Raw genomic sequence first — 19,882 nt, 5'->3', positions numbered from 1 at the left:
CCACAAAGGGTATGTTTCGGAGTGCAAATGGATCAATAATTTTCAAGCTCAGCCAACAAAGACTGTTGTAATACGTCGACATCCACCACTGCAGAGTCTATGTCCGCAGGAAAATTCGAGGGCTTGATTCCATCAGCCTTCATCCCTGGTATCCATTTTTCAAGCAAATCCTCCAGCTCAATCCTTTTTGTGGTGCAAGCTTCCCATTCGTCCTTTACAAAGGCTTCAGCGAATTTTTCATTAGGGAATAATGGCAGCAATATCCTTTCCATATCATCCTTAGCGGTTGCCCATCCATCATGGTATAGGCCCCAAACCTCTTCATAATCTGCGGCTTTTTTGATAAAGTACTCGTATCTAATCTTAGCAGGCTGCCGTATTACAGCCTCAAATTCTTTTTGGTTCATAACCGTTCGTTTCTCCTATCTATGCCCGTCTTTTCTCGCCTGAATATATCCATAATAGGCGCAAGTCCCGTTCTGACTAAGATCCTTCACCTCGAAACCGCATTTTTCATAAAAAGTGAAGTTGTTCGCTGAAGTATGGGCAAACCAGTCTCCGTGAGGCAATTTTTGAAGACATAACTGCACTAGCTTCTTTCCGATACCCTTTCCTCTGTACTCCGATAGTACAGCCAGCTCCATAATATTTGCAGCCATAATTTGATCTGAAATGACTCTGACCATACCAACCATTTCATTATGGTCCCATACCGTGAAAGCCCAGGTAGAATTTCTAAATATCAATGTAAACTTCTCCTTTTGCCATTCAGGAGTATTCCTTGACCATCCAGCGTCTTGGAATAACTTCTCTACCTGACCTGCAGGAACCCCATTTGTACCTTCGCGGATCACCAATCCGTTAAAATACTGATACATACTTTTTCCCCTTTTTTATGTTTGTCAGGGAACTATATTCTTTATCAGCCACAAGATGTCCTGCCATAGTTTCACATTTACTTTTGCCGGTTAAATTCATCTGCAATGACAAAATCTAATTAAAGGAGGTGCTTTATATATGGTCAGAATCCATAATCCTATTAATGCTGATAAAAACAAGCGAGGCACAGACGGACAATTACATGGCGGAACATTAGAAACGGCAGATGAGTTTTTTGATTCGATTTTTCAGCAAGGAGCAAAAAAGAAGGCCGGAGACAAACAAAAATAACGCCGATTTTGGGCGTTATTTTTATTGATTAGTTGAATCAGCCAATTCAAGATCCCCTCTATCCTTTTAAAAGGCCATTAAGAGAGTTTCTTAGACATTTCACCTTCTGTGCCACTTCAAATTGTCCATTAAATCCGGTTTCTTAGACATTTCCACTCCTAATCCACTCCGAAATGTCCATTAAATCCAGTTTCTTAGACATTTCAGTTCCTAAGCTACTCCAAAATGTCCATTAAATTCGGTTTCTTAGACATTTCAGCTCCTTACCCACTTCAAAATGTCCATTAAATTCGGTTTCTTAGACATTTCAGCTCCTTACCCACTTATAAATGTCTAATAAAACTCCACTAATAAGAAAAGCACCCATGCATATGATGAGTGCTTGTCCTTCTTTATTATTTACCTGTCTGCTTGTTCATTGCTGACATCATTTGATTGATTTTCTTCTGGGATGGTTTCATACCCATTTGCATCATCATCATTTTAAGCATTTGTTCGTTGATTGGCGGATTTTTCTTTAAGTAGCTCTCCATGTATTTACGAGCAATGAAAAATCCTAGCGCTACACCGACAACTAATGCCAGTATACCAACTAGAATTATTGTCCACATAAAACTTCCTCCTTCATGTTGTCTAACATACAGTGTACTAAACCAACAGCTATTATACAATATCTGTGTATTTTTTTCTCTATCAAAAACACTCTTTAATGAACTTTTTCGTCATTTTCTATAAAAAAGCTATCTCTAAAATGTACAGGTGAAAATATTACACGTATTTCCGCTCTTTGATCGGCTTCAGCCATCCATATTTGTTTGATTCAAGGTCGATCGCAAGGAAGGATGATTCACATTTGCGGAGGATTTCAAAGAAGACTGTTTCAGTGTCCACTTGACCATCGGAATCCAACTCGAGCCACCTTTCATGGACCCTAAGTATGGCTAAACTATTGTTTGTTTTGTTTTCATATACATATGTTCCGTTCTCGACATAAAACCCTTGTGTTTTGGAAAGCTGCTGATGCAGAAGCTGATGGATTCGAAGGGCAGGAATGGACTTGGTCACGAAGTCTACTTGTTTTGATATGATGGATTTCAAATAACCTTTTGCTTGACTATATTCTAGAAACAATTGATAAAACATCCGTTCTCTTCCGAAATAATGGGAGGCAAATTCATCTTCTATTAGATATAGCTGGTAGGATCTCACCTGATCCCCTCCTCTGCAGACAAGCTTTTGTCTTTATTATAGAAAAACCATCGGTCTGCGTTTGTCTAAATATGCCGAAAATATCCACTAATCTTGTCGAATTCAAAACTTTCTTACATTTTATTATAAATTTAACATCATCCATTGTCACTACTTTAGCAGCAATGCCAATTTTGGAGTGAATGATACCCTTATTGGCGCAAGAACTCTTGCATAAGAGTATCTTTTGCCTTAAATGGTACCCTTATAGGAGCGAGAACCCTAGCAAAAGGGTATCTTTTGGTACGAAAGGTACCCTTATGAGAGCGAGATCATCTGCATAAGGATACCTTTTGGCTTGAATGGTACCCTTATTGGCACAAGAACCCTTGCATAAGGGTATCTTTTATCGAAAAAGAGGAATAGTCATTCCTACTTAGGGGAATATATCAATGTTACTTTGAAATAGAAAGGATGACTATACATGGCTACTGTACTTTATATTACTGCGAATCCAAAACCCGTAGAAGAATCATTCAGTTTAACGGTTGGTGAGGAATTCATCAAGGCTTACCGCGAGAACAATCCTGCAGATGAAGTCGTTAGACTCGATCTTTATAAAATGGACGTACCGTTTATCGATACAGATGTTTTCAGCGGCTGGGGCAAGTTACAGAAAGGTTCTGCTTTCGAACAGCTCAGTGACGATGAGAAACAAAAAGTTAGTGCAATCAATACTCTTACTGACCAATTCGTTGCAGGAGACAAATATATCTTTGTAACTCCATTCTGGAACTTCAGCTTCCCTCCGAAAATGAAGGCTTACATTGATAATATTGCGATTGCCGGAAAAACTTTTAAATATACAGCAGAGGGACCGGTTGGCCTGCTTGGCGGAAAGAAAGCTCTCCATATCCAGGCGCGCGGCGGAGTCTATTCTGAGGGCCCTGCTAAAGAAATGGAGTTTGGTGACCGTTACCTGCGTACCGTCCTGGCATTCATGGGTATAGAAGATGCAGAAACACTTGCGATTGAAGGAATGGCAGCTATGCCTGAGAAAGCAGAGGAAATCAAGCAACAAGCCATCCAGCGTGCAAACGAACTGGCAAAACAATTTTAGACAAACAAAAAAGCCTGTTTTCAGGCTTTTTTTACTGAATTATTTAACTCCGTCCAATGGAATGTCCTTACGGTGGTCAAAGCTGAAAATGGTTCCTTCGCTAATTTGCTGTTCTACTGCCTTTTCCTGCTGGGCAGCCTGATCTACTAAAGCACCCTCCAACGGAATATCCTTCCCATACTCAAACATACGATACACCTCCTGTATCATATTATGGGTATTTATTACTAATATATTTACCTTTTTGTTTCTTTTCCCTTCAAACTTTAGTAAAAAAACACCCATTAGATGGGTGTTAAGTTTTTAAATGTGTCTCGATAAATCTGAATATAAATCTATATTTTGTTTCAAATCCATCTGGTACTTTTGCTATTTGCAATAATCTTACAAAGGTGATTAAGTTATGCGAATAAACATTGGAAGTTCATGTACCTGTTGATAGTCAAGATGATAACCGGAGATGAAAGCTGTCACAAAGGGAGTTTCTCTACTTTCATTCGTATGAACGAAAAGCAAACATTCCGGTCTTTTCAATATTGGAACAGTCAATTGGAACAGTCAACCAGAAAAATTAAAATGCTCGTTTAGTTGAATCTTCATTTAAACTCCCAGGACTGTTGACCGAAATGGTTTCCATATGCCTGGCAACTTTTGTGCTATAGGTGAAATCTCCATAGCAATATGGATAGCGGAAATTATTCTTGTCTCCCCCACAATTATAGGTTTGCGGATTTTTCTCAACCTGGATCATCGAAAACTTCTTTGCGAGTTCCTCGCTGTGCTTGTTGCCATTTTGAGCAACAAAATCGATGTAGCCGATTCCCATATTATATGCCTGGATAACCGTTGGAAAATCGACTTGCATCTTTTTGCCATAATCCATAACCCGGTGAAAATACTTAACACCCTGCTGTATGCTTTGATGGGGATCCTGGATCGAATTTGGCGCTAATCCCATGGATTCAGAAGCTTGCATGGGATCACCACCCTTTCCTTTGCTTTCCTGCATCATTAGTGCGGCAACAGTAACAGTATGTTCCTCGAGGCCGACCTTTTGCAATTCCTCCGCAATCAACGGAGTATATTTAGCAACCTCACCAATAGAACTGGTCACCCCGACATTCATCTTCTTTAGGTTATAAATATCTAAATCAAGGAACCTATCAAATAGGAAGAAACCTATAAAGGCAAGAAACAATAAAATTGCCAGATTGAAGTTCCTTTGGACTTGATTTTTCTTTTTAGGTTTCTTTTTGGTGTACTTCATTCGTTCTCTCCCAAATGATTTTCTATTTCTATTTTATTAGAAATCATCTGAAGTTAAAAGGGAGCAGCCATCATTTTTAGCAGCTCCCTGAATCCTTATTCTTCATAAATCATTTTACGAGTCATTCCTCCATCAATGACGAGGTCCTGCCCATTTATAAAATCATTATCCTTGTCAGCCAAATATAAGCACGCTCTTGCAATATCTTCCGGTTTCCCGACACGATTGGACCAATGCTGAAGATGGTCCTTCTCACGCAAATCTTCATAATCTACTGTCTGGATCCACCCGGGGCTTATTGAGTTGACTGTAATCCCTTTCTCTTGAAGCGAAGCGGCAAGTGCATGTGTCAAGGCAACGATTCCGCCTTTAGAGGAAGCATATGCTTCTGAATTTGGTTCAGACATAGTTGCCCTCGTTGATGCGATATTTATGATTCGTGCACCTTCATTCATCCTTCTGGCCGCTTCACGTGAGCCGATAAACACACTCCTGAGATTGGTAAATACAACATCCTCCCATTCTTCAGTAGTAAGCTCGAACAACGGCTTGAACCGCGACACTCCGGCATTATTTATCAATACATCTATCTGCCCGAAGTCACTCAACACACTGTCCACAAGATTGACAATGTCCTTTTCTTTTCTGACATCTGTTTGATAAAATCTTGCTTTTCCGCCGATTTCTTTAAGATCGGATATTAATTCTTTTCCCCTGGATTCATCTATGTCTGCGATACATACATTTGCATGTTCTTGCGCAAATGCTCTTGCAATCCCTTTGCCGATTCCATTAGCACCGCCCGTTATAATTACAGTCTTTCCTTTAAACCCACTCGACATAAACAATTCCCCCTCCTAATTTACCAAAGTTGATATATATAGTGATTCCACTTTGCGTAACCATTCAATCTCTTTATGTAAATAAAATAAGCCAGACTGCATATGCAGTCCAGCTGGGGATTATTTACTTTCTGTTGATACTTGCCACTCGATGCCAAACTTATCGGTCACCTGGCCGTAAGCGGGACTCCAGAAGGTTTCCTGAAGGGGCATTGTTACCTTTCCATCCACCTGCAATTTATTAAAGATTTCTTTTGCTTCAGCAGCATCATCCACCAGAAGCGCGATTGTTACCTGGGAACCAAGCTGGTATGGGTGGCCAGGGAATGTATCTGATAGCATGAGGCCAGCACCGCCAATTTTCAACTGGGCATTCAACACCCGGTTCTTCGCTTCTTCAGGAAGAGGATGATCAGGGTTTGCAGGCATATCACCGAATGTTTGCAGACTGATCACTTCTGCTCCCAATGCTTCCTGATAAAATTTCACTGCTTCCTGGCCATTCCCGTTTGTTACTATGTAGGGGACAATTCCTGTTACCATAACAGCACTCCTTCCATTTTTAAGAACATCAGTTCGTTAACATTTTATCATTTACTGTCTCTTTTTTCAATTCTATATAAAAAAAGGTTATTTTCCCAAGGGATATAGCTATGCTAAAATACAAAAAAAAGCGGAGGTTCTTTTAATTAAAAGAGCACGTAACCATTAATGGTTACGTGCTCTTTTATAATGATAATTTTAGTCTTGCTCGATCAATGCTTTTACGCGAGCGACTACATTGTTGACAGAGAATCCATACTCTTCCATGATCTTTTCACCAGGCGCTGATGCACCAAATGTATCGATCGCAAGTACTTCTCCCTCGTCCCCAACATAACGGTGCCAGCCAAGTGATGAGCCCATTTCGATTCCTAGACGCTTCTTGACAGACTTTGGAATGACACTTTCTTTGTATTCCTTTGATTGCTGCTCGAAGCGATCCCATGCAGGCATGCTGACAACCGCAACGTCGATGCCTTCAGAAGCTAAAGCCTCTTGTGCCTTAACTGCAAGTCCTACTTCTGAACCTGCTGCAAGGATCAATGCATCTGCTGTTTCTTTTCCAGCTGGAGAGATGACATAAGCACCTTTTGAAACGCCTTCGTACGCATTCTTGTCCGTATTCTTGATTGTCGGCAGGTTTTGGCGAGTCAGCACCAGAGCTGTAGGATTCTTAGTTGATTCAACTGCCAGCTTCCATGCAGCTGCTGTTTCGTTGCCATCCGCAGGACGAATCACTGACAGGTTTGGCATTGCGCGAAGTCCGGCAAGCTGTTCTACAGGTTCGTGGGTTGGACCATCTTCCCCAACCGCGATGCTGTCATGTGTGAACACAAAGGTTACAGGCAATCCCATTAACGCAGCAAGTCTGATTGCTGGTTTCAGGTAATCAGAGAATACGAAGAATGTTCCGCCAAACACCTTAAGGCCTCCGTGAAGTGCCATACCGTTCATAGCTGCTCCCATGGCGAATTCACGCACCCCGAACCAGATATTGCGGCCTTCGAATGAACCTGGGAAGAAATCGCCTGTTCCCTTAATCATTGTTTTGTTTGAACCAGCAAGGTCAGCTGATCCGCCAATCAAGTAAGGAAGGTTTTTCGCAATGCCGTTAAGTGCTTCACCAGAAGATGCTCGGCTCGCAAGGCTCTTGCCTTCTTCGTATACTGGAATGTCCTTATCCCATCCATCTACTAACTCACCCTTTATAGCTTTTTCAAGCTGGGCACCTAGTTCAGGATACTCACTCTTATATTGAGAGAATTGTTCATTCCATGCTTGTTCAGTTTGTTCACCTTTATCAGCAATTTGCTGTTTAAAGTGATCATAGACTTCACTTGGTACATGGAAGTCTTCTTCAAATGTCCACTTGTAAGCTTCCTTAGTCAGCTTCAATTCATCTGCGCCAAGCGGAGCTCCATGAACATCTGATTTACCGGAGAGGTTCGGTGAACCATATCCGATGATAGTCTTAACTTCAATCATGGTCGGACGATCTGCATCTGTTTTTGCTTCCTCGATCGCTCTAGCGATTTCTTCAAGGTTGTTGCCATCTTCAACGCGGATATATTGCCATCCGTATGCTTTAAAACGCCCCTCAACACTTTCAGAGAATGACTTATTAAGATCGCCATCCAGTGATATATCGTTTGAATCGTATAGAACAATCATTTTGCCCAATTTAAGGTGAGCTGCAAGTGAAGCTGCCTCAGCAGAAACGCCTTCCATTAAATCGCCATCACCGCAGATGCTATATGTATAGTGATCAACGATATTGTAGTTATCCTTATTATAAACAGCAGCCAGGTGACGTTCAGCCATCGCCATACCAACCGCCATGGCAATTCCCTGGCCAAGCGGTCCGGTTGTTGCATCTACACCGGCAGTGTGTCCAAACTCAGGATGTCCTGGTGTCTTGCTTCCCCATTGACGGAATTGCTTAATATCTTCCATTGATAGATCATAACCTGCAAGGTGCAGTAAGCTGTATAGCAGCATAGATCCGTGTCCGGCAGACAAGACAAACCGATCGCGGTTGAACCATTCTGGATTCTTAGGGTTGATATTCATATAACGAGTCCATAATGTGTAAGCCATCGGTGCTGCCCCCATCGGCATGCCTGGATGGCCGGAATTTGCTTTTTCAATCGCATCAATTGATAAAGTACGAATGGAATCAATTGAAAGCATATCAATTTCTTTAAACATTTAATACATCCTTTCTATAGGTACTGGCTACATCATTAATATTATAGCGAGAGAAATTATTATACAACAAATTATGCCTGAAGGAGACAGAAAAGGCCGTATTGTTATTTATTTTGACGCATACTCGCTGTACTTATGTAAGCAAACGGTTCAGATGAAGACGGAATAAGATTTTGACATAGAAGCTAAGAGGCCTTTAAAATTGTTCGATTGCTGATTTTTCACTTCAGTAGTCGTATATAACATTCAGTTTTTTCATCTGTCATGCTGCCTAAATAAAAATGGAATACATTCTCTCATGTATTCCAAATTGAATATATTAATGAAGTTTATTCTTCATTTTTTCTTCTTTTAGTTTTTCAGGTGTAACATCATTGCCTTCTGGATCAACAATGGTAACTCCCTTTAGTGTATTGAGCATTGAAGAACGGAATGACTGGAGATACTCGGCGCGAAGCTTTGTCTGTTCCTTTGCTTCCTCTTCAGTCAGCGTTGATGTTTTTGCTTTCCTTGCCAGTTCATTGATTCTAGCAATTTTATCACTTGATAGCATTGTAAAGCTCCTTTGTGTAAAAAATTACGTCAAATGACATCTTACTAAATTTTTTCTAGTTTTACAAGAAAGGAGCCTCATTCCTCATTTGATTCTATATATTCAAGATATCGTCGATTCACTGTAGCCTTGGATACATTGTAGCCAAATCCTTTCAGAGTAGCGGCAATTTCAGCAAAAGTAAGGCCATTATTCCGCAGCCTGACAATCTCTGCTATCGGCATATCTTTACGTTCCCTGCCGGAATGCTCGCCCTGATTTTTGAGATTGCGCTGAGGCTTGTATCCATGTTCAACCGCGCGTTTCATTCCGCGTTTAATCTTTATATTATGGATCTTCCTCTGATATTCTTCTACCATACTGACAATCTGGAGCACCATGGAATCCGATTCAGAAAGCTGAAGTTCCCCGCTGTGAGAGATGCTGTATAACTTAACGTTCTCCTTTAATATGCAATGGAGAATAGCAACCTTTGCATTACCCCTGCCAAGTCTAGTCTCATCCTGAATCAATACGGCACCGACTGACTTGTCCTTTATCAGCTCCAGCAGTTCAAGGATCCCGTCCCTTTCAAGGTCATACCCGCTGGCTTGTTCCTTGATGATGTTCATCACTTCAAATCCATAATGTTCTGCAAGGCGGAGCAATTCTTCCTCCTGCCTTGCAAGCGAAGTTTCCTGCGTTTCTTTCGTGGTACTTACCCGGCAATAAATAATCGCTTTCATGCTGTCACCTAATTCTATGTACAAATTATCTTTCAGCCCCGGCAATCTGTGTTGGCTCCAGATATTCAGCCGTCACCGGGATGACAAGTTCATCTCCCGGAAAAACCCTTTCTCCAACAATCCCATTTTCCTTTTCTACCCAGCTCACGAATTCATTTTTCGATAAGCGATGTTCACTGGCGTAAGTCTCTGCAATCTCCCATAGTGACTGCCCTTCTTCTATAGTAACAGTTATGTATGCATCCTCATTATGTAAATTTGCTTTTGCCACCAGCGAAAAAATCAGGCTGACAGCAAGAAGGATTAAAGCGTAAGAATAGTTTTCCCATAGTCTTTTCATAATCGACACTCCTAACGAATATATGTTCGCCTATTTGCTTTTTATTATAATACGAACATTTGTTTTGTGTCAACTCAAAATTCGAACTTATGTTTGTATCTATCAAATAGACATGGTATAATTAGGACAAGAAAATATACGAGGTGCGTGAATATGACAAAGTTATCAAAGCGGCAACAAGATATTTTTGAATTCATAAAAGGTGAAGTCAAGAAAAAAGGATATCCGCCATCCGTACGTGAAATCGGCGAAGCAGTTGGACTAGCATCAAGTTCTACGGTACACGGCCACCTTGCAAGGCTCGAAAGCAAAGGGCTGATCAGACGCGATCCAACAAAACCGCGTGCAATTGAAATACTGGAAATCGAAGAGGAAAACCGTATCCCTAAATATAATGTTGTCAACGTGCCTGTTGTCGGTAAAGTAACAGCCGGTATGCCAATCACGGCTATTGAGAATGTTGAAGAATACTTCCCGCTTCCAGACCGCCTTGTTCCTCATGATGAGCAGGTTTTCATGCTCGAAATCATGGGTGACAGTATGATAGAGGCTGGTATCCTGGATGGGGATTATGTAATCGTCAAGCAGCAAAAGACAGCCAATAATGGAGACATTGTAGTAGCAATGACTGAGGATGACGAAGCAACTGTTAAACGTTTCTTCAAGGAGAAGGACTATTTCAGGCTCCAGCCGGAAAATTCATCAATGGAACCGATTATCCTTCGGAATGTATCGATTCTTGGTAAAGTCATTGGTGTATACCGTCATATGCACTAAAAAGCAAGCGGACTCCGCTTGCTTTTTTTTCGTTCTATTAAACTTTCATTCTTTAAATGTTCTATGAAAAAGCATATTTCTTTCCAAAGTAGGTACAAACCCTGACAACTTGTCCCTTTCCGAATAAAATATCGTGTATTTTAGCTATGGAAGACGTTTAATCTCGAATGAGATCCAATCAAAATAATAACTTTGCAGCAGGAGTCTTTTACCCTAACCGCAACAACAGCCAGGTAAGGGCGACAATTGATTTTGAAGATCTTTGCCTTGCTGTCCGTCGTTGCATCATCAACGACCTGGTTGCTGGTGCTCAGGATGAGAATGATCGTGACCGCGATGATAGAAAGTGCGGATGCGTAGACTAATTTCAGCAAAAAAATCCCGCAAGGCTTGGGCCTTTCGGGATTTTTTCTATACTAATGAATGTCACTAACAGGAAGCACTGCTGTTATTTCTTCCATAAATTCTGCTTTTTGCTTACCAGTAAGCCATAAATGGACGATACCTTCGTCCTGGCTGCTCCTGATCAACCGGCCTATTCCCTGTCGTAACCGAAGCAGCATATATGGTACGTCTACTTCTGCAGAAGGGTTGGCCGCATGCTTCCTTTTTGCCTGGAAGACCGGATCATGAGGCGGGAATGGCAATGAAGCAATAATGACCTGGGTCAATGATTCACCGGGGACATCAAGTCCTTCCCATAAACTGTATGAGCAAAGTACAGTGCTTTTGACATTCTGGAAGTCTTTTACGGTTTCACTAATCTCACGGTCGCCTTCAAACAGGATGTCAAAATCCCACTCCTGTTGATTGGACCATACTCTGAACCTTTCCATTTCCTGCATGGAAGAAAACAAAACCAGGGAGCTTCCGCTTGAAGCCCGCAGATCAGCACCTATTTTCTCCCATTTTTGATTTTCAGCATCCTGGACATGGACTTTAATTTCCATTTGCTCTTGATAATCAAACGGTGATTCAACCGTGAAGGAAGTATATTTTTCAATACCAAGACTCTTCGCTATATAGTTGAAGTCCCCTGCCTGGGATAAAGTTGCTGATGAAAATACAAACGGAATATTTTGTGCAAAAACTTCTTTTTTCAGAATGTCCTCTACCAGGCGAGGCATGATGACTAGTGAAGACTGAACTTCATTCTCTTCAAGCCAGAAAATCCCTTCGTCGTTCTTCAGGAAGATCGATAGACCATACGCAAAAAACTCGAGATATTCTTCCATGATTTTTAAGTGGTATTCGTCAATCAGGAACATTTCTGCGTCAAATACCAGCTGGTCCATTAATTCGCTGACCTTCTTTTCCAAAGTTTCAGCTGTCTTCCTGATTGCAGGATGCTTTGCAACTTCTTTTCGATTCGAACCCTCAACTGCAGTTGAGTTCTCCACCAGCAAGTCGAACCAAGAGTCATGCAGCTCTATGATATCCTCGATTAAATAAAGAGATTCCTCCCGGACATCCTGATGCATATAGCCTGTTAACACAGTCGTCAGAGTTTGCGAATTAAATCTGTATGTCAACCCTTTTTGCGCTGCGAATTCAAGCAAATGACCTTCATCAAATATGACGGTGCTCGCTTCAGGCAGCAATGGCATCTGGCCCTCTCTTTTCCGTGATTCTTTTGTCCACACATGCTCCATGTAAAAATCATGAGAACAAATAATCAAGTCTCCGGCATGCCGGTAGTAATCACGATTCAATGTTTGCCCGCAGCGATGGCGCCAGCTGCATGTCGAGCATTGCTGAAGTGGATCCCACGCCATCTGGGACCATTTTTCATTGGTCACCCAAGGATATTCCTTTCGGTCACCGTACCGGCTGAATGAATTCATGGAAATGCCTTCATCAAAAATAAAATCAGGCAGCTGATCATGGACATCAAGAATTTCCATGTCGTCAGACGTGTTCGAAAGCTCATCAAGCTTCTTTACACATACATATTGCTCCCTCGCTTTTGCCAGCCGGACGTCCACTTTGAGTCCCAATGCCTGCTCGAGTTTTTCGATGTCTCCGCCCTCTTTTACAAGCTGTTCAATCAGTGTTTCATCTGAGCAGGATACAATCGCAGGCTTTCCCATATAACGGGCGTAGAGGATAGCGTAAATCAGGTAAACGAAGGTCTTGCCTGTCCCTACACCAGCTTCCGCAAACACAATCCCTTTGTTCTTAAAGGCCTGTTCCACCTGGAAAGCCATATAAATCTGTTCGTCTCGCAACTCATAGCCCTTTTCAGGCAAAATATCATAAAAAACATCACCAATGTAATCCCCTAATAAATCAAAGAATGTGTCATTTTTAGTGATGGTAAATGGAAGATTTTTTGTCATTCAGGTTCTCCTTGAAAATTGATTCTGGCAAAAAGCCAGCTTTAATCATAACAGAAAAAAGTGCTGGAAGTGAAAGAATTCATTCTGGTAAAAATTCTGATTACTCTTTTGGAATTTTCTGTTATTATTAATTCAGACTTTAACCAAAGGAGTAAGTTTATGAAGGCGAAAAATTTAAAACACCTTATTATATTCGTTCTCGCAGCATTGATTTTACTCAATCTTTATCAGTATATAAAAATCACTGACCTAGAAATTCAAGCAGGATCTGAATTCCAGCAGACAGTAAGAGACTCTATATTTCTACTGGAGAACGATGCTGATCCGACCCTATGGATAAAGATCTTGAAAGAAGAGGATGGCGAATTCACTTTTGCCAGTCATCTAGGGGAACTGTCTATTCTGAGCCGACAATATTATATGATGAATGGAAAGATTTCAAATTTAGGAGAAGTCTTGGATCAACTTGCAGACCATTATAAGCACTTAGCGTTCAATATTAAAAATGGGAGAGATTACACACAAATTGAAGAGCAAATCAACAAAGATAGAGAGTTTCTAGTTATGTTGTTAAATGATATCGACTCAATTTCGGGTGAAAATGAAAAGCGTTATTACAGGGAATTTTCTGATTCTGAATCCAAAACTTCTAATTTGGTATGGAGGGAGTATAAGAAATATGAAGAGCGATGATTATTTTATTCGTTCTGAAGATATTAAAGATATTCATGGTATCAGGGTTTTAAATCAAGCGGCTTTTGTCAATGGTGAAAATGAAGCACGTTTGTTTAACTAATCCGGGATTCTGAAAATTTCATTCCTGACTTAAGCCTGGTAGCTGTTGACGAGAAAGGAGAAATCATCGGACACATTCTTTTCAGCATCATCAGTCTTCTTGCAAAAAAAGGAGTGATCGCAACAATCGGTCTCGCTCCAATGGCTGTGAAGCCCGAATATCAAAATAGCGGAATCGGTTCAGCACTTGTCAAGGAAGGTTTAAATAAATGCAAGTCTTTAGGATATCAACATGTATTTGTACTTGGCCATCCGAACTTTTACCCTAAATTCGGGTTTCAGCCCTCGAAGAATTTCGGTGTCAACCCTCCCTTTCCACTACCAAATGAAGTGTTCATGGCAATTGAGCTTGAGCAGGGCTTATTGAATGGTTTAGAAGGAAAAATAGAATATCCCCCTGCTTTTAGTGCAGTAAGCTGAAAAAAGTGCCCGTACTGGCACTTTTTCTTTTTTTGACCCTGAAAGCAACGACCTATTCACCTGGCAGCAATGCTGATTTTAAGTCATGAACTTCCGTTTTATCTGTTAACCTTCCATACCCTTCATTTTCCTTGCTGCTGATAATGGTGGCAGTTTCTCCCTCAAACCAGACTCGGTATTCATACAAGCTTTCAGGCATATTCTTCTCTTCCTGGATGAAGAAAACCGCCAGTACATCTTCTTTCCTTGTCATTTCCGGCTTCGTCTTTGGGGACCATTTGATTTTTTGGAACGCTTGCTCTAGAGTTTGGAGCTCATCTTTAGAAGCAATTATTCTCTCCTCACCGTCTTTATTGCCATCCTTTGTTAGTTTTTGCACATCAACCCTGGTCAATTGCGGTTGGAAATCTGAACTGCAGCCAGTCATGAATATTATTAGGATCATTGTTAAAATAGCAAGCTTTTTCATTTAATCCCCTCGATTGCACTATTCTAATAGATACTACAATGTTGGATTAGCATCCATGATTCTTAGCACTTATAATTGGAATATCATTCAAAATAGTGAAGCCAGTATCATAACACCATTTCAATGATTCTCCTGAACTCTTCTTCATCCGTTTCCAGTCCTGCCTTCTTATGTAGAACTCTATATAATCTCATTACTTCTGGAAACATTAATGTTAATGCCCCCAAAATTTGTTCCTTTTCTCTTTTACAATGCCATTTGGCCAGCAAGGATAATTGCCGCTCATTCAATAAACTTCTTTCTCCTTCAACCTTAGACCAAACACCATATGAAGAATCCAGATGATTGCCGGCTTCCATATACCAGCCGCCAGCAATCAACCATCTTACCCGGTCCAGGTTTGCCAATGCATAGTACCAATCTTTTCGCATTACAGCGCGGTATGTTTCATGGTAAAAAGCCAATATCTTACCTTTCCAAAACTCAACAGCTTCTGAATCTAACACAATTTCAATCCTTGAAGATTCTTCGAAAATATCTGTTAATATATCACCAGGATCATACAAAACCTCCAAGCCTTTCAGCCAAATTGAAGGCTTCACTTGTCCTTTAGTTTTATACCAAGTGTCCGCTTTAACAAAGGAATCAAAATGTGCGACCACAACTGGTGAATCCGGGTGACTGTCTTCAAAAAATAAAACATTTCCCCAATTCAAAGAGCGCTGCCTTTTATTGCGAATAAAATCTTCCAGACTGATATCCTCAACAATAATATGTAAATCTATATCTGAATAGTTATCATAATTTCCTTTTGCCAATGACCCGCCAAGATAAATTGCCCTTACTTTTTCATCGTCAGTAAAGTCTGCAACTGCTTTTAGTAAAATTTCATGACGGTCTCTCGATAAATTCATATCCCTTTCAAAATGCTTAGTTTCTAATCCCGCACATTATATATCACTCCTTTATTATGATAATACATCATTACTTAATGCTGTTTAATTAACCCCCTAAATCAAAACTTGATGATTTAACATTGAGATTTATGATGTTATAATCATCTTCTTTTAACTCTTCCACTGAGGTAATGACTTCAAGGAACCGTTTGTAAAAATCATTGATTCCAGGCTGTTGATCAACGGCATGAATACTGTCAGTATAGCTTTTTTCGTCCTGATAGATATGCATCTCAATCCACTTTGAACTGTCTGCCTTGCTTTGTAAGTAAAGAGTTTGTTTATTTGTGAAACGCGAATAAATTTGCTCTGCTTTAACTTGAATCTCAAGGTAGTCCTTTTCCCTTTCTGGCTTAATGCTGTAACTATATGTTTTTACGAACATAATGGAGATTATCGTCCTTTATATTTTTCTTGAGTAAATCTCAATCCTTCCGGTCGAAATACTCTTTATGGTTCTTGGTCAGTTGAAACAATTCAAATTCATTTGATTCAATCAGTTTCTTAATTTGCTTGGCCTCGGTTATTGCGATGTTATATAATTCCTCATTAATCACTCCTGTTAAAAGTGCTTCCTCTAGTTCATCATGATCTTTATAGTAGATTTCTCCGGTTGGCATTATGATAATATCCAGAAACAAGTCATCCCAATAGGGACGGTTGTTTTCAACCCCATTTCTAAGGCAAATGTCGATATACCACTGAACAACCTCCCCTTGGGAATTGAACATGGTTGTGACGGAATGGCGTTTTCCTTCTGGAAAATGCTGCAGCCAGGTAAATCCATCGTTTACTATACAAACCTTTTTATCTTCGTATTGAAAAAATAATGGTTCAGTGACTTTATTTACTTTCAATGAAGTTACATACCCTCGGAAGCCATCCTCTTCAAAAAATCCCTGTTTGAACTCCTTCTGGCTAACCCTTATCCAATCGGCGCGGTCACCGTACCTTCTTTTTAGCAAAGTCTCATTCATATAAATCTCCCATATTATTAGTCAACGGAATATTAAATTCTTGCAGCTTTTCCATAATTCTATGCTTGTTATAAGATACCTTGCTGTTATTTGGCAATTCAATCACTTTCCCATCGTTGGTGGTAAACATATAATGATCGGATACAGTTACTCCTTTGGTTTTGACGAATATCTCCTCAGCTTGCTTAATATCCTTCCAGCCATACGAATGTATATCATTGAAACTTTTTGCCTCATTAAAATGCAATCCCTCGTCATTAAGATAGTAATAATTCGAAATACCAAACATAAAGAATGGTACGCTTCCGAACATGAGAACAATAATGAGCCACTTGATCCCTTTCCGTTCAAATTTCCATTGAACAAACAAATATATGAGCAGGGTAACAGCAAGCCAAAGCATGCCGATCATGAACAGAATGTAAGCTGAGGGCGGTGTCGCATAAAACCATTTATCTTTAGTCAGGTACAGATAATCCTGTATAAAATAAACGAAAACGAGAGGAATGAATAAACTGCTGATGATCAGAATGATGGCCGAAACAAGAATTATATTCGAGGTATTCTCGGATTTGAGGGATAATTTAGCCATAACTATTTCCTCCTTTTACCAATATAAATAATATACGGGTAAAAGGGAAGGAAGGTTTCAAAAAAATCTGATTATTCGAGCTCTTCCTCATCCTTTAGATAATTTCTTCTTCCAGTCCTTTCACTGTTCTAATGAAAATAAGTAGGTATAATGAAAAAAACATAATTCCACCCATAAAAAATACTCAATAAAAAAGGACCCTTCTCCATTAATGACACCCTATCTGGTAAATTTGAAGCTAAAGATTCAAGCTGAACCAGCGGCCATGACCCTCGGTTTCCCCGATTGTGTTCAGGCTTTCTTTTCCATCCAGATAGTAATCCAGGTGGAGCCTTGAGTCGTAGATATTATTGTAAATATGAAAGATGTCCCTTCTTTCACCAATCTCTTTTACTTGGTCCAAAAGCTTTTTCTTGGTTGTGCCGGGCATTTGGTTGGCAACATGGGTATGAAAAACGCTGATTACCTGCTCATCAGGGATTTCACCAGCAAGGGAGCTGAGCATTTCTGCTCCATCCCCTTCTATTAATCTCAAAGACTGGTTAGCCACAAAGTTCGCTGCTTTTTCAAACAGTTCCCGCCTTTCATGATGTTCCGGCCAAATGAGAGCATTAAGCCAAAGATAATCCTCCATATTCTTCACATCATTAATATGCAGGTCGATTCCAATCCTCGTCTTCACCTTAGGGATGTCCATTTCACTAAATAGATTATTTTGTCCTTCGATCTTTGATGTTAAGTGAACAGGCGAATCAGTTTTCCCATATATTTGGCCTGTACCATATGAATAGCTATATTGATCCAGGAAAAGCTGCAAGCCCGCACTAGTCCCGATTTCAATCAAGGCCAATGGTTTTTGGACCATTCGGTAAATATGGCTGAAAACCGGGTATAGATAAGAACAGCGCCTTACCTCATTTGTCTGAACGATTTTGCTTTCAATTATCTCAGTGATCTCTTCTCTATATTCCCGGCAAAAATCCACGAAAGCAGCAAAAGCTTCATCACTCTCCCGTGGATTGTCAGTCAGGCTTGGGTAAAATTCAGCAAGTGGATGCTCATACCCTTGCATCAGCAAATAATGTACTGCCCCCAAAAGCAAATTTGGCACCGGCTGGCCAATCCTCACTTTACTTGCAAGTTCAAGCATTTCCCGATCCTCAGCTATTTTTAAAGAAAGACATTCATATAATGGACTTGATCCCCAGCATTCATGAACAGCAAAATGTTTAAACTTCTCGAAAATCTTTGAATCCATATCGATCCCCCCGAATGATGATCAGTCCCACCATAAGAATAATTTCTTCGACTCTTTCAATTCTTCCATTAATCCATTGATTGAACCTGACCCTTGCTCAACGATGTCTGGACAGAATTTATACATTTCGGTGGCGAAAGACCTCAAATTTTTACCATCAGGAATTACCTGGAACGTGGCTTCCACCCAGTCAAAATCCGCCCCTATGATGGTGAATGGATACCTGAGATGCCACTCCTTCAGTTTGGAAACAACCATTTCGTTGCTAATATCATAGTTATCTCCATTGGTTTGCTGAATTTTAATGATGTCAAACTGGTCTGAAACTTGGCTGATACACACCTTATTATGTTCGGTATCACATATAAAAGGGAGGAATCCTAATACCTCCATTTCCTTTCTCATTTTTAAAACAAGATTTTCCGCTTGATCCTGTTTTACCTCCATACAGACTCCTATGATTTCTCCCCTCTTATCTGTATACAGATCTGTTTTATAGAACGGCTTCAACTTGCCAGTGGTGAATTTACTTATGATGGAAAGCACCTCATCAGGAATCCCCAGGTCAGCTATATTACTGTCTTGGTTTGAACCTCCGCCAATGCTAAATATTTTTTTCCAATTCATTCACTATCACCTTCTATACAAAATGGAGCGTCCACCAATTGATGACATGTTAGGACTTTATCGGCTTTCACCCTCGGATTGAGCTTTTCCAGATAATAATCCTCCGCTTTCCAATATCTATTCTCGAACTTTTCGATATTCTTCCGAGTTCGGGCATTTTCCCTCCGAAATCTTATTTCACGTGGGCAATCGATAAAAATGGCATAGTCCAGATACGCTTTCCATTCTTCCCGCTGCAGGAATATCCCTTCGACCAAAACAACCTTCTTGCCTGTTAAGTCCAGCTTTTTATATACTTGCTGATCCAGTTGCTCATCATAGAATGGAAGCACCAGTTCATTTTCTTGTTGGAGTTTTTCAAATAATATTTCCTCCAGTTTCTCAACTTCCCACTGCAAGTAATAATACTCCTTCCACTCCGCTTCACCGGTTCCATATCTTTTCGTCCGATCGACAATATGGTCATCCAAATGGATGATCTGGCTTTTCATTTCGTATTCTTCGAGCAATGCAGCCAACTTCTTTACAATGGTCGTTTTCCCTGACCGGCTGAGCCCGTCAATGCCAATGATCAATCTATGCTTATGATTACTCATCGACATGAATTCACTGACTAACTTTTCTAAGATATTCAAATTTGCCTACCTCTCAATTCACTGAAGAAATTCCTTAACATATTCGATATCCGACCTTACATTTCCTTTTTTAGGCAAAAA

At 40.3% G+C, this 19,882-nt stretch carries 27 protein-coding genes; 6 read left to right on the top strand and 21 right to left on the bottom strand.

What is annotated here, in order from left to right; all coding sequences use genetic code 11:
* Window positions 1–32: 32 nt before the first annotated feature.
* Together M3593_RS09630 and M3593_RS09625 are read right to left on the bottom strand one after the other, a co-directional pair.
* On the bottom strand, window positions 33–407 hold the full coding sequence (locus tag M3593_RS09630) for a DUF2750 domain-containing protein (protein WP_251541794.1): 375 nt from the start codon (window positions 405–407) through the stop codon (window positions 33–35).
* 15 nt (window positions 408–422) lie between these two features.
* On the bottom strand, window positions 423–878 hold the full coding sequence (locus M3593_RS09625) for a GNAT family N-acetyltransferase (protein ID WP_251541796.1): 456 nt from the start codon (window positions 876–878) through the stop codon (window positions 423–425).
* Between the two features lie 139 nt (window positions 879–1,017).
* Between M3593_RS09625 and M3593_RS09620 the strand changes: the two genes are divergently transcribed.
* On the top strand, window positions 1,018–1,170 hold the full coding sequence (locus M3593_RS09620) for a hypothetical protein (protein ID WP_186326732.1): 153 nt from the start codon (window positions 1,018–1,020) through the stop codon (window positions 1,168–1,170).
* A 395-nt stretch (window positions 1,171–1,565) separates the two neighbouring features.
* Here M3593_RS09620 and M3593_RS09615 read toward each other — a convergent pair whose 3' ends face one another.
* Together M3593_RS09615 and sirA are read right to left on the bottom strand one after the other, a co-directional pair.
* Window positions 1,566–1,781: a YneF family protein gene (locus M3593_RS09615; protein ID WP_079508605.1), complete on the bottom strand. Its 216-nt coding sequence runs from the start codon at window positions 1,779–1,781 to the stop codon at window positions 1,566–1,568.
* A 157-nt stretch (window positions 1,782–1,938) separates the two neighbouring features.
* Window positions 1,939–2,379 carry a sporulation inhibitor of replication protein SirA gene (sirA, locus tag M3593_RS09610; RefSeq protein WP_251541798.1) on the bottom strand — a complete coding sequence of 147 codons (441 nt, stop codon included), beginning with the start codon at window positions 2,377–2,379 and terminating at the stop codon, window positions 1,939–1,941.
* A gap of 463 nt (window positions 2,380–2,842) precedes the next feature.
* On the opposite strand from sirA, the gene M3593_RS09605 reads away from it, so the two are divergent.
* Window positions 2,843–3,478 (top strand): FMN-dependent NADH-azoreductase, encoded by a 636-nt coding sequence (locus M3593_RS09605; RefSeq protein WP_251541800.1) that lies wholly within the window; start codon window positions 2,843–2,845, stop codon window positions 3,476–3,478.
* Window positions 3,479–3,517: 39 nt separating this feature from the next.
* Here M3593_RS09605 and M3593_RS09600 read toward each other — a convergent pair whose 3' ends face one another.
* The 8 genes from M3593_RS09600 to yneA form a co-directional block, all read right to left on the bottom strand.
* Window positions 3,518–3,667, bottom strand: coding sequence for a hypothetical protein (locus M3593_RS09600; protein WP_251541801.1), 150 nt, complete (start codon window positions 3,665–3,667; stop codon window positions 3,518–3,520).
* A 382-nt stretch (window positions 3,668–4,049) separates the two neighbouring features.
* Window positions 4,050–4,745 (bottom strand): lysozyme family protein, encoded by a 696-nt coding sequence (locus M3593_RS09595; protein ID WP_251541803.1) that lies wholly within the window; start codon window positions 4,743–4,745, stop codon window positions 4,050–4,052.
* Between the two features lie 95 nt (window positions 4,746–4,840).
* On the bottom strand, window positions 4,841–5,587 hold the full coding sequence (locus M3593_RS09590; RefSeq protein ID WP_144475981.1) for an SDR family NAD(P)-dependent oxidoreductase: 747 nt from the start codon (window positions 5,585–5,587) through the stop codon (window positions 4,841–4,843).
* 120 nt (window positions 5,588–5,707) lie between these two features.
* A complete protein-coding gene (locus M3593_RS09585; RefSeq protein WP_144475982.1) occupies window positions 5,708–6,130 on the bottom strand; it encodes a VOC family protein in 423 nt (140 codons plus the stop codon).
* Between the two features lie 198 nt (window positions 6,131–6,328).
* Complete coding sequence (tkt, locus tag M3593_RS09580) at window positions 6,329–8,338, bottom strand: transketolase (RefSeq protein WP_251541805.1); 2,010 nt, start codon at window positions 8,336–8,338, stop codon at window positions 6,329–6,331.
* Window positions 8,339–8,657: 319 nt separating this feature from the next.
* Window positions 8,658–8,891, bottom strand: coding sequence for a DUF896 domain-containing protein (locus M3593_RS09575; protein ID WP_144475984.1), 234 nt, complete (start codon window positions 8,889–8,891; stop codon window positions 8,658–8,660).
* Between the two features lie 77 nt (window positions 8,892–8,968).
* A complete protein-coding gene (locus M3593_RS09570) occupies window positions 8,969–9,616 on the bottom strand; it encodes a YneB family resolvase-like protein (RefSeq protein ID WP_251542329.1) in 648 nt (215 codons plus the stop codon).
* Window positions 9,617–9,641: 25 nt separating this feature from the next.
* On the bottom strand, window positions 9,642–9,956 hold the full coding sequence (gene yneA / locus M3593_RS09565) for a cell division suppressor protein YneA (protein ID WP_251541807.1): 315 nt from the start codon (window positions 9,954–9,956) through the stop codon (window positions 9,642–9,644).
* A gap of 153 nt (window positions 9,957–10,109) precedes the next feature.
* Between yneA and lexA the strand changes: the two genes are divergently transcribed.
* Both lexA and M3593_RS09555 read left to right on the top strand, forming a co-directional pair.
* A complete protein-coding gene (gene lexA / locus M3593_RS09560) occupies window positions 10,110–10,733 on the top strand; it encodes a transcriptional repressor LexA (protein ID WP_144475986.1) in 624 nt (207 codons plus the stop codon).
* Between the two features lie 167 nt (window positions 10,734–10,900).
* The gene (locus M3593_RS09555) at window positions 10,901–11,098 is read left to right on the top strand and encodes a hypothetical protein (protein ID WP_251541808.1); all 198 of its coding nucleotides are present in this window, start codon (window positions 10,901–10,903) and stop codon (window positions 11,096–11,098) included.
* A gap of 51 nt (window positions 11,099–11,149) precedes the next feature.
* Here M3593_RS09555 and M3593_RS09550 read toward each other — a convergent pair whose 3' ends face one another.
* A complete protein-coding gene (locus M3593_RS09550) occupies window positions 11,150–13,072 on the bottom strand; it encodes an ATP-dependent DNA helicase (RefSeq protein WP_251541809.1) in 1,923 nt (640 codons plus the stop codon).
* A gap of 159 nt (window positions 13,073–13,231) precedes the next feature.
* Here M3593_RS09550 and M3593_RS09545 point away from each other — a divergent pair, with 159 nt between their 5' ends.
* Window positions 13,232–13,765, top strand: a complete 534-nt coding sequence (locus tag M3593_RS09545; RefSeq protein WP_251541811.1) for a hypothetical protein — start codon at window positions 13,232–13,234, stop codon at window positions 13,763–13,765.
* 102 nt (window positions 13,766–13,867) lie between these two features.
* Window positions 13,868–14,287, top strand: a complete 420-nt coding sequence (locus tag M3593_RS09540; protein ID WP_353056085.1) for a GNAT family N-acetyltransferase — start codon at window positions 13,868–13,870, stop codon at window positions 14,285–14,287.
* 52 nt (window positions 14,288–14,339) lie between these two features.
* Here M3593_RS09540 and M3593_RS09535 read toward each other — a convergent pair whose 3' ends face one another.
* The 8 genes from M3593_RS09535 to M3593_RS09500 all read right to left on the bottom strand — a co-directional run bounded on the left by M3593_RS09535 (window position 14,340) and on the right by M3593_RS09500 (window position 19,762).
* Entirely contained in the window at window positions 14,340–14,756 is a 417-nt protein-coding gene (locus tag M3593_RS09535) for a hypothetical protein (RefSeq protein WP_251541813.1), read from the bottom strand.
* Between the two features lie 107 nt (window positions 14,757–14,863).
* Window positions 14,864–15,670: a nucleotidyltransferase domain-containing protein gene (locus M3593_RS09530; protein ID WP_251541816.1), complete on the bottom strand. Its 807-nt coding sequence runs from the start codon at window positions 15,668–15,670 to the stop codon at window positions 14,864–14,866.
* An 88-nt stretch (window positions 15,671–15,758) separates the two neighbouring features.
* Window positions 15,759–16,097, bottom strand: a complete 339-nt coding sequence (locus M3593_RS09525; RefSeq protein ID WP_251541818.1) for a hypothetical protein — start codon at window positions 16,095–16,097, stop codon at window positions 15,759–15,761.
* A gap of 40 nt (window positions 16,098–16,137) precedes the next feature.
* A complete protein-coding gene (locus M3593_RS09520; protein WP_144475993.1) occupies window positions 16,138–16,689 on the bottom strand; it encodes a ribonuclease FAU-1 family protein in 552 nt (183 codons plus the stop codon).
* Window positions 16,682–17,281, bottom strand: coding sequence for a hypothetical protein (locus M3593_RS09515; protein WP_251541820.1), 600 nt, complete (start codon window positions 17,279–17,281; stop codon window positions 16,682–16,684). Before M3593_RS09515 ends, M3593_RS09520 begins: the two co-directional genes overlap by 8 nt.
* Window positions 17,282–17,519: 238 nt before the next feature.
* On the bottom strand, window positions 17,520–18,539 hold the full coding sequence (locus M3593_RS09510) for a DUF2332 domain-containing protein (protein WP_251541822.1): 1,020 nt from the start codon (window positions 18,537–18,539) through the stop codon (window positions 17,520–17,522).
* 21 nt (window positions 18,540–18,560) lie between these two features.
* On the bottom strand, window positions 18,561–19,166 hold the full coding sequence (locus tag M3593_RS09505) for a DUF4253 domain-containing protein (RefSeq protein WP_144475996.1): 606 nt from the start codon (window positions 19,164–19,166) through the stop codon (window positions 18,561–18,563).
* Window positions 19,163–19,762 carry a kinase gene (locus tag M3593_RS09500; RefSeq protein WP_144476084.1) on the bottom strand — a complete coding sequence of 200 codons (600 nt, stop codon included), beginning with the start codon at window positions 19,760–19,762 and terminating at the stop codon, window positions 19,163–19,165. Before M3593_RS09500 ends, M3593_RS09505 begins: the two co-directional genes overlap by 4 nt.
* Window positions 19,763–19,882: the final 120 nt, after the last annotated feature.

The organism is Mesobacillus sp. MER 48 (assembly GCF_023714225.1).
Classification (GTDB): Bacteria; Bacillota; Bacilli; order Bacillales; family Cytobacillaceae; genus Mesobacillus; species Mesobacillus oceanisediminis_A.
This window is presented reverse-complemented; position numbering and strand designations above follow the sequence as displayed.

Excerpts from the sequence above, each read along its gene's own strand:
- M3593_RS09630 (WP_251541794.1), bottom strand. The coding sequence starts at position 407 with ATGAACCAAAAAGAATTTGAGGCTGTAATACGGCAGCCTGCTAAGATT.
- M3593_RS09625 (WP_251541796.1), bottom strand. The coding sequence starts at position 878 with ATGTATCAGTATTTTAACGGATTGGTGATCCGCGAAGGTACAAATGGG.
- M3593_RS09620 (WP_186326732.1), top strand. The coding sequence starts at position 1,018 with ATGGTCAGAATCCATAATCCTATTAATGCTGATAAAAACAAGCGAGGC.
- M3593_RS09615 (WP_079508605.1), bottom strand. The coding sequence starts at position 1,781 with ATGTGGACAATAATTCTAGTTGGTATACTGGCATTAGTTGTCGGTGTA.
- M3593_RS09605 (WP_251541800.1), top strand. The coding sequence starts at position 2,843 with ATGGCTACTGTACTTTATATTACTGCGAATCCAAAACCCGTAGAAGAA.
- M3593_RS09600 (WP_251541801.1), bottom strand. The coding sequence starts at position 3,667 with ATGTTTGAGTATGGGAAGGATATTCCGTTGGAGGGTGCTTTAGTAGAT.
- M3593_RS09595 (WP_251541803.1), bottom strand. The coding sequence starts at position 4,745 with ATGAAGTACACCAAAAAGAAACCTAAAAAGAAAAATCAAGTCCAAAGG.
- M3593_RS09590 (WP_144475981.1), bottom strand. The coding sequence starts at position 5,587 with ATGTCGAGTGGGTTTAAAGGAAAGACTGTAATTATAACGGGCGGTGCT.
- M3593_RS09585 (WP_144475982.1), bottom strand. The coding sequence starts at position 6,130 with ATGGTAACAGGAATTGTCCCCTACATAGTAACAAACGGGAATGGCCAG.
- tkt (WP_251541805.1), bottom strand. The coding sequence starts at position 8,338 with ATGTTTAAAGAAATTGATATGCTTTCAATTGATTCCATTCGTACTTTA.
- M3593_RS09575 (WP_144475984.1), bottom strand. The coding sequence starts at position 8,891 with ATGCTATCAAGTGATAAAATTGCTAGAATCAATGAACTGGCAAGGAAA.
- M3593_RS09570 (WP_251542329.1), bottom strand. The coding sequence starts at position 9,616 with ATGAAAGCGATTATTTATTGCCGGGTAAGTACCACGAAAGAAACGCAG.
- yneA (WP_251541807.1), bottom strand. The coding sequence starts at position 9,956 with ATGAAAAGACTATGGGAAAACTATTCTTACGCTTTAATCCTTCTTGCT.
- lexA (WP_144475986.1), top strand. The coding sequence starts at position 10,110 with ATGACAAAGTTATCAAAGCGGCAACAAGATATTTTTGAATTCATAAAA.
- M3593_RS09555 (WP_251541808.1), top strand. The coding sequence starts at position 10,901 with ATGAGATCCAATCAAAATAATAACTTTGCAGCAGGAGTCTTTTACCCT.
- M3593_RS09550 (WP_251541809.1), bottom strand. The coding sequence starts at position 13,072 with ATGACAAAAAATCTTCCATTTACCATCACTAAAAATGACACATTCTTT.
- M3593_RS09545 (WP_251541811.1), top strand. The coding sequence starts at position 13,232 with ATGAAGGCGAAAAATTTAAAACACCTTATTATATTCGTTCTCGCAGCA.
- M3593_RS09535 (WP_251541813.1), bottom strand. The coding sequence starts at position 14,756 with ATGAAAAAGCTTGCTATTTTAACAATGATCCTAATAATATTCATGACT.
- M3593_RS09530 (WP_251541816.1), bottom strand. The coding sequence starts at position 15,670 with ATGAATTTATCGAGAGACCGTCATGAAATTTTACTAAAAGCAGTTGCA.
- M3593_RS09525 (WP_251541818.1), bottom strand. The coding sequence starts at position 16,097 with ATGTTCGTAAAAACATATAGTTACAGCATTAAGCCAGAAAGGGAAAAG.
- M3593_RS09520 (WP_144475993.1), bottom strand. The coding sequence starts at position 16,689 with ATGAATGAGACTTTGCTAAAAAGAAGGTACGGTGACCGCGCCGATTGG.
- M3593_RS09515 (WP_251541820.1), bottom strand. The coding sequence starts at position 17,281 with ATGGCTAAATTATCCCTCAAATCCGAGAATACCTCGAATATAATTCTT.
- M3593_RS09510 (WP_251541822.1), bottom strand. The coding sequence starts at position 18,539 with ATGGATTCAAAGATTTTCGAGAAGTTTAAACATTTTGCTGTTCATGAA.
- M3593_RS09505 (WP_144475996.1), bottom strand. The coding sequence starts at position 19,166 with ATGAATTGGAAAAAAATATTTAGCATTGGCGGAGGTTCAAACCAAGAC.
- M3593_RS09500 (WP_144476084.1), bottom strand. The coding sequence starts at position 19,762 with ATGAGTAATCATAAGCATAGATTGATCATTGGCATTGACGGGCTCAGC.